This is a genomic window from Shigella sp. SIG3 (assembly GCF_053555855.1).
Map to the genome: position 1 here is coordinate 1 of NZ_JBQZXE010000159.1, position 6,724 is coordinate 6,724.

The following is a 6,724-nucleotide window of genomic DNA, read 5'->3' on the forward strand; positions in this document are numbered from 1 at the left end:
CGCAAAACGATAATTCCGGTAGCTCACATCAACTCGGACTCAGCGGTACGGCGCTGGAAAGAAATAACCTTTCATGGAATTTAATGCAGTCCTATAACAGTCATGATGATGAGGTTGGCGGTAATATGTCCCTGACCTATGATGGCTCTTATGGCACGGTGAACGGCAGCTATAACTACAGCCAAAATTCCCAGAGGCTGAATTATGGTATCAGAGGGGGAATTCTGGCACACAGCGAAGGGGTAACGTTAAGTCAGGAGTTAGGTGAAACTATTGCTCTTGTTAAAGCACCTGGGGCCGCCGGGTTAGAAATAGATAATATGCGCGGTGCTGCGACGGACTGGCGCGGCTATACGGTCAAGACACAGCTAAACCCTTATGATGAAAATCGGGTAGCAATCAGCGATAACTATTTCTCGAAGTCGAATATAGAACTTGATAATACCGTCGTTACGATGGTTCCCACGCGTGGTGCAGTGGTTAAAGCGGAGTTTGTGACTCATGTGGGTTATCGCGTTCTCTTCAGAGTGTTAAATGCAAATGGTAAACCGGTACCTTTTGGAGCCATTGCTGCGATACAAGATGCAAGTTTGGCAGATTCAGGAATTGTCGGTGACCGTGGCGAACTTTATCTTTCTGGTCTACCAGAAAAAGGACAGGTTACGTTATCCTGGGGAGAAAACGCCTCAACAAAATGCATCTTCAATTATTCACTTTCGACACCAGAAAGTGAGAGCGGATTAATTGAACAGGGTGTGACATGTCATTAAAAGGATTTTTATGAACAAGTATATCAAACAGTGGTGCTTTTCTGTGTTTATGCTCTCGTTAAGTAGTGTAGCACTTGCAGCTCCTAAAGGTATCTGTACCCCTGATAATGGCGTATTTCACAGTTCGCTTGATTTCTCGGGATATCTTATTACCGCGAACGAAAATAAGGTTGGAACGACATTTAACACCACTGTAACTAATGGATCCTCATATCTTGGACGCTGTCATTGTGATACTGGTAACGTAGGAGAATTCCCCTATATCTATTATACGTCAAAAATAAACCAGGCATTAACTTATGCTGGGGTTCACTCTAATATTAATTATTATGATCTTAATCCGAACCTTGATGTTGGGATTGCTATAGATATTCTTGGGGTTGGGTATGTGAATGCACCTTTTGAATATCATGCTAACAACCCGTCTGGTAATACAAAGTACAATTGCAACCGCATTGAACCTTTAAGTATATCCAGTGGGGCTAAAGCGATAGTATATTTTTATATCAAGAAGACATTTGCAGGAAAATTGATTATTCCTGAAACAAAGATAGTGACATTGTATGGAACAATTAGCCGTGACACCCCTGTGGATTACTCACAGCCGATGGCTGATGTTTATATTCGGGGCGATATTACAGCTCCGCAAAGTTGCGAAATAAATAATTTAAAGCCAGTTTGTTTTGATTTTAAAGAAATACCAGCTGCAGATTTTTCATCTGTTGTTGGAAGTGCGGTAACAACACATAAAATTACTAAAACAGTCACTATTGAGTGTGAAAACCTAGGGATACTGAATACCGATGATATCAGTACGTCTTTTTATGCTACCGAACCCAATACGGACAATTCAATGGTCGTAACTTCAAACTCTAACGTGGGGATAAAAATTTACGACAAAAATAATAAGGAAATCAAAGTGAACGGTGGTGAGTTGCCAACAGACATGGATAAATCAACAGTGTATGGTGAAAAATCAGGTAGTGTAACTTTTTCAGCTGCTCCTGCGAGCCTTACTGGAGCTCGCCCAGCCCCGGGGCAATTTACTGCAACAGCGACGATAACTGTTGAGATTGTGCGCTAATAGGTCTGACAACGATTGTTCATCACATCGTTGTCATCTCACCCATTTCTTTATCACTTTTAAATGCATCATGACAAAAAGATGGCATGTGGGATTTTCATCTTCACATTTAAAATCAGTAAGTTATTTGGTAATTCCTTTCTGTCATAAAAATGTCATATTCCTTATATATAACTGTCACCTGTTTGTCCTATTTTGCTTCTCGTAGCCAACAAACAATGCTTTATGAATCCTCCCAGGAGACATTATGAAAGTTATGCGTACCACCGTCGCAACTGTTGTCGCCGCGACCTTATCGATGAGTGCTTTCTCTGTGTTTGCAGAAGCAAGCCTGACAGGTGCAGGTGCAACCTTCCCTGCGCCGGTGTATGCCAAATGGGCTGACACTTACCAGAAAGAAACCGGTAATAAAGTTAACTACCAGGGTATCGGTTCTTCCGGTGGCGTAAAACAGATTATCGCTAATACCGTTGATTTTGGTGCCTCTGACGCGCCGCTGTCTGACGAAAAACTGGCTCAGGAAGGTCTGTTCCAGTTCCCGACCGTGATTGGCGGCGTGGTGCTGGCGGTTAACATTCCAGGGCTGAAGTCTGGCGAACTGGTGCTGGATGGTAAAACCCTCGGCGACATCTACCTGGGCAAAATCAAGAAGTGGGATGATGAAGCCATCGCCAAACTGAATCCGGGTCTGAAACTGCCTTCACAAAACATTGCTGTAGTACGCCGCGCAGATGGCTCCGGGACTTCCTTCGTCTTCACCAGCTACCTGGAGAAAGTGAACGAAGAGTGGAAAAACAACGTTGGTACTGGCTCTACCGTAAAATGGCCGATCGGTCTGGGCGGTAAAGGTAACGACGGTATCGCCGCGTTCGTTCAGCGTCTGCCGGGTGCAATTGGTTATGTTGAATATGCTTACGCGAAGCAGAACAACCTGGCGTACACCAAACTGATCTCCGCTGATGGTAAACCGGTTAGTCCGACCGAAGAAAACTTCGCTAATGCAGCAAAAGGTGCAGACTGGAGCAAAACCTTCGCTCAGGATCTGACCAACCAGAAAGGCGAAGATGCATGGCCTATTACCTCTACCACGTTCATTCTGATCCACAAAGATCAGAAGAAACCAGAACAAGGCACAGAGGTGCTGAAATTCTTCGACTGGGCGTACAAAACCGGGGCTAAACAGGCGAACGACCTGGATTACGCTAGCCTGCCGGATAGTGTAGTTGAACAGGTTCGCGCTGCGTGGAAGACCAATATTAAAGACAGTAGCGGTAAGCCGCTGTACTAATAAAACTCCAGGCCGGGTACGGTGTTTTACGCCGCATCCGGCATTACAAAATGACTTTGTAAACGCGTTTAACTGAAGAGTAACTTATGGCTGCAACCAAGCCCGCTTTTAACCCACCGGGTAAAAAGGGCGACATAATTTTCAGCGTGCTGGTAAAACTGGCGGCGCTGATTGTGCTATTGATGTTGGGTGGCATTATTGTCTCTCTGATCATCTCCTCCTGGCCGAGCATTCAGAAATTTGGTCTGGCTTTCCTATGGACCAAAGAGTGGGATGCACCGAACGATATCTACGGGGCGCTGGTGCCGATCTACGGTACGTTGGTGACTTCGTTTATCGCGCTGCTGATCGCCGTCCCGGTGAGTTTCGGTATCGCCCTGTTCCTGACTGAGCTTGCGCCTGGCTGGCTGAAACGCCCGCTGGGTATCGCCATTGAGCTGCTGGCAGCCATTCCAAGTATCGTTTACGGCATGTGGGGCCTGTTTATCTTTGCGCCGCTGTTCGCCGTTTACTTTCAGGAGCCGGTCGGCAATATCATGTCGAATATCCCGATTGTTGGCGCGCTGTTCTCTGGCCCCGCATTTGGTATCGGTATCCTCGCGGCAGGCGTGATCCTCGCCATCATGATTATTCCGTACATTGCGGCGGTAATGCGTGATGTGTTCGAACAAACCCCGGTGATGATGAAAGAGTCGGCCTACGGTATTGGCTGCACCACCTGGGAAGTTATCTGGCGTATCGTTCTTCCGTTCACCAAAAATGGTGTTATCGGCGGCATCATGCTGGGGCTGGGCCGCGCGCTCGGTGAAACCATGGCGGTGACCTTTATCATCGGTAACACCTACCAGCTCGACAGCGCCTCGCTGTACATGCCGGGCAATAGTATCACCTCTGCGCTGGCGAACGAATTTGCGGAAGCGGAATCCGGTCTGCACGTTGCCGCACTGATGGAACTGGGCCTGATCCTGTTTGTGATTACCTTCATCGTCCTCGCCGCATCGAAGTTTATGATTATGCGCCTGGCTAAGAATGAGGGGGCACGCTAATGGCTATGGTTGAAATGCAAACCACTGCGGCGCTGGCTGAATCTCGCCGCAAAATGCAGGCGCGTCGCCGCCTCAAAAACCGTATTGCGCTGACGCTCTCGATGGCGACGATGGCCTTCGGCCTGTTCTGGCTGATCTGGATTTTAATGTCCACCATCACTCGCGGTATCGACGGTATGTCGCTGGCGCTGTTCACTGAAATGACGCCGCCGCCCAATACGGAAGGTGGTGGTCTGGCGAACGCCCTGGCGGGTAGCGGGCTGTTAATTTTGTGGGCCACGGTATTCGGTACGCCGCTGGGCATTATGGCGGGGATTTATCTGGCGGAATATGGTCGAAAATCCTGGCTGGCAGAAGTGATTCGCTTCATTAACGACATTCTGCTCTCCGCGCCGTCGATTGTGGTTGGTCTGTTTGTCTACACCATCGTGGTGGCACAGATGGAGCACTTCTCCGGCTGGGCGGGCGTAATTGCGCTGGCGCTGTTGCAGGTGCCGATCGTTATCCGCACCACCGAGAACATGCTGAAACTGGTGCCGGACAGCCTGCGTGAAGCGGCTTATGCGCTGGGTACACCGAAGTGGAAGATGATCTCCGCGATTACGCTGAAAGCGTCGGTGTCCGGGATTATGACCGGTATCCTGCTGGCGATTGCCCGTATTGCCGGTGAAACCGCGCCGCTGCTGTTTACCGCGCTCTCCAACCAGTTCTGGAGCACGGACATGATGCAGCCGATCGCCAACCTGCCGGTGACGATCTTTAAGTTTGCGATGAGCCCGTTTGCGGAATGGCAACAACTGGCCTGGGCCGGGGTATTGATCATTACCCTGTGCGTCCTGCTGCTGAACATTCTGGCGCGCGTTGTTTTTGCGAAGAATAAACACGGTTAACACTTTGCCGGATGCGGCGTGAACGCCTTACCCGGCCCTACGGTAAGCCTGATTAGCGAAAAGCATCAGGTACGATGAGGAAAAGATTGCAATGAGTATGGTTGAAACTGCCCCGAGTAAAATTCAGGTTCGTAATTTGAACTTCTACTACGGCAAATTCCATGCCCTGAAAAACATCAACCTGGATATCGCCAAAAACCAGGTTACGGCGTTTATCGGGCCGTCCGGCTGCGGTAAATCGACGCTGCTGCGTACCTTCAACAAAATGTTTGAACTGTACCCGGAGCTGCGTGCGGAAGGTGAAATTCTGCTTGATGGCGACAACATCCTGACCAACTCTCAGGATATCGCCCTGCTACGTGCGAAAGTGGGCATGGTGTTCCAGAAACCGACGCCGTTCCCGATGTCCATCTACGACAACATCGCCTTTGGCGTTCGTCTGTTTGAGAAGCTCTCCCGTGCCGACATGGACGAGCGCGTGCAGTGGGCATTGACCAAAGCCGCATTGTGGAACGAAACCAAAGATAAATTGCACCAGAGCGGTTACTCTCTCTCTGGTGGTCAGCAACAGCGTCTGTGTATTGCGCGTGGTATCGCCATTCGCCCGGAAGTGCTGCTGCTCGACGAACCGTGTTCGGCGCTCGACCCCATCTCTACCGGGCGTATTGAAGAGCTGATCACCGAACTGAAGCAGGATTACACCGTGGTGATCGTTACCCACAACATGCAGCAGGCTGCGCGTTGTTCCGACCACACGGCATTTATGTACCTGGGCGAATTGATTGAGTTCAGCAACACGGACGATCTGTTCACCAAGCCAGCGAAGAAACAAACAGAAGACTACATCACCGGTCGTTACGGTTGATTCAGGAGTGCGTTATGGACAGTCTCAATCTTAATAAACATATTTCCGGCCAGTTCAACGCCGAACTGGAAAGTATCCGCACGCAGGTGATGACCATGGGCGGCATGGTGGAGCAGCAGCTTTCTGATGCAATCACCGCGATGCATAACCAGGACAGCGATCTGGCGAAGCGCGTGATCGAAGGCGACAAGAACGTCAACATGATGGAAGTGGCGATCGATGAAGCCTGCGTGCGCATTATCGCCAAACGTCAGCCGACGGCGAGCGACCTGCGACTGGTTATGGTGATCAGTAAAACCATTGCCGAGCTGGAGCGTATTGGCGACGTGGCGGACAAAATCTGCCGTACTGCGCTGGAGAAATTCTCCCAGCAGCATCAGCCGTTGCTGGTAAGTCTGGAGTCGCTGGGCCGTCATACCATCCAGATGCTGCACGACGTGCTGGACGCGTTCGCGCGGATGGACATTGACGAAGCGGTACGTATTTATCGTGAAGATAAAAAAGTCGATCAGGAATACGAAGGTATTGTTCGTCAACTGATGACCTACATGATGGAAGATTCGCGCACTATTCCGAGCGTACTTACCGCGCTGTTCTGTGCGCGTTCAATCGAACGTATCGGCGACCGCTGCCAGAATATTTGTGAGTTTATCTTCTACTACGTGAAGGGTCAGGATTTCCGTCATGTAGGCAGTGATGAGCTGGATAAACTGCTGGCGGGAAAAGATAGCGACAAATAATTCACCAGACAAATCCCAATAACTTAATTATTGGGATTTGT

Annotated in this window: 6 protein-coding genes and 1 pseudogene; all 7 read left to right on the forward strand. The window is 49.4% G+C overall.

The genetic code is table 11. The annotated features are described in order from the left end of the window. Nucleotides 1–770, forward strand: a pseudogene (gene lpfC-O113, locus ACUU1I_RS18805) (long polar fimbrial usher protein LpfC-O113); the annotation flags it as partial. 10 nt (nt 771–780) lie between these two features. Next, nucleotides 781–1,854 (forward strand): long polar fimbrial minor subunit LpfD-O113, encoded by a 1,074-nt coding sequence (gene lpfD-O113, locus ACUU1I_RS18810; protein ID WP_001046042.1) that lies wholly within the window; start codon nt 781–783, stop codon nt 1,852–1,854. A gap of 247 nt (nt 1,855–2,101) precedes the next feature. Continuing rightward, nucleotides 2,102–3,142, forward strand: a complete 1,041-nt coding sequence (pstS, locus tag ACUU1I_RS18815) for a phosphate ABC transporter substrate-binding protein PstS (RefSeq protein ID WP_000867160.1) — start codon at nt 2,102–2,104, stop codon at nt 3,140–3,142. Nucleotides 3,143–3,228: 86 nt separating this feature from the next. After that, nucleotides 3,229–4,188 carry a phosphate ABC transporter permease PstC gene (gene pstC / locus ACUU1I_RS18820; protein ID WP_000741620.1) on the forward strand — a complete coding sequence of 320 codons (960 nt, stop codon included), beginning with the start codon at nt 3,229–3,231 and terminating at the stop codon, nt 4,186–4,188. Further along, nucleotides 4,188–5,078, forward strand: a complete 891-nt coding sequence (gene pstA, locus ACUU1I_RS18825) for a phosphate ABC transporter permease PstA (protein WP_001251991.1) — start codon at nt 4,188–4,190, stop codon at nt 5,076–5,078. Before pstC ends, pstA begins: the two co-directional genes overlap by 1 nt. Before the next feature lie 91 nt (nt 5,079–5,169). Then, entirely contained in the window at nt 5,170–5,943 is a 774-nt protein-coding gene (gene pstB, locus ACUU1I_RS18830; RefSeq protein ID WP_000063121.1) for a phosphate ABC transporter ATP-binding protein PstB, read from the forward strand. A 14-nt stretch (nt 5,944–5,957) separates the two neighbouring features. Further along, nucleotides 5,958–6,683: a phosphate signaling complex protein PhoU gene (gene phoU, locus ACUU1I_RS18835; RefSeq protein WP_000377788.1), complete on the forward strand. Its 726-nt coding sequence runs from the start codon at nt 5,958–5,960 to the stop codon at nt 6,681–6,683. The last annotated feature ends 41 nt before the right edge of the window (nt 6,684–6,724 follow it).

Coding starts and splice junctions, on each gene's coding strand:
- lpfD-O113 (WP_001046042.1), top strand. CDS start 781: ATGAACAAGTATATCAAACAGTGGTGCTTTTCTGTGTTTATGCTCTCG.
- pstS (WP_000867160.1), top strand. CDS start 2,102: ATGAAAGTTATGCGTACCACCGTCGCAACTGTTGTCGCCGCGACCTTA.
- pstC (WP_000741620.1), top strand. CDS start 3,229: ATGGCTGCAACCAAGCCCGCTTTTAACCCACCGGGTAAAAAGGGCGAC.
- pstA (WP_001251991.1), top strand. CDS start 4,188: ATGGCTATGGTTGAAATGCAAACCACTGCGGCGCTGGCTGAATCTCGC.
- pstB (WP_000063121.1), top strand. CDS start 5,170: ATGAGTATGGTTGAAACTGCCCCGAGTAAAATTCAGGTTCGTAATTTG.
- phoU (WP_000377788.1), top strand. CDS start 5,958: ATGGACAGTCTCAATCTTAATAAACATATTTCCGGCCAGTTCAACGCC.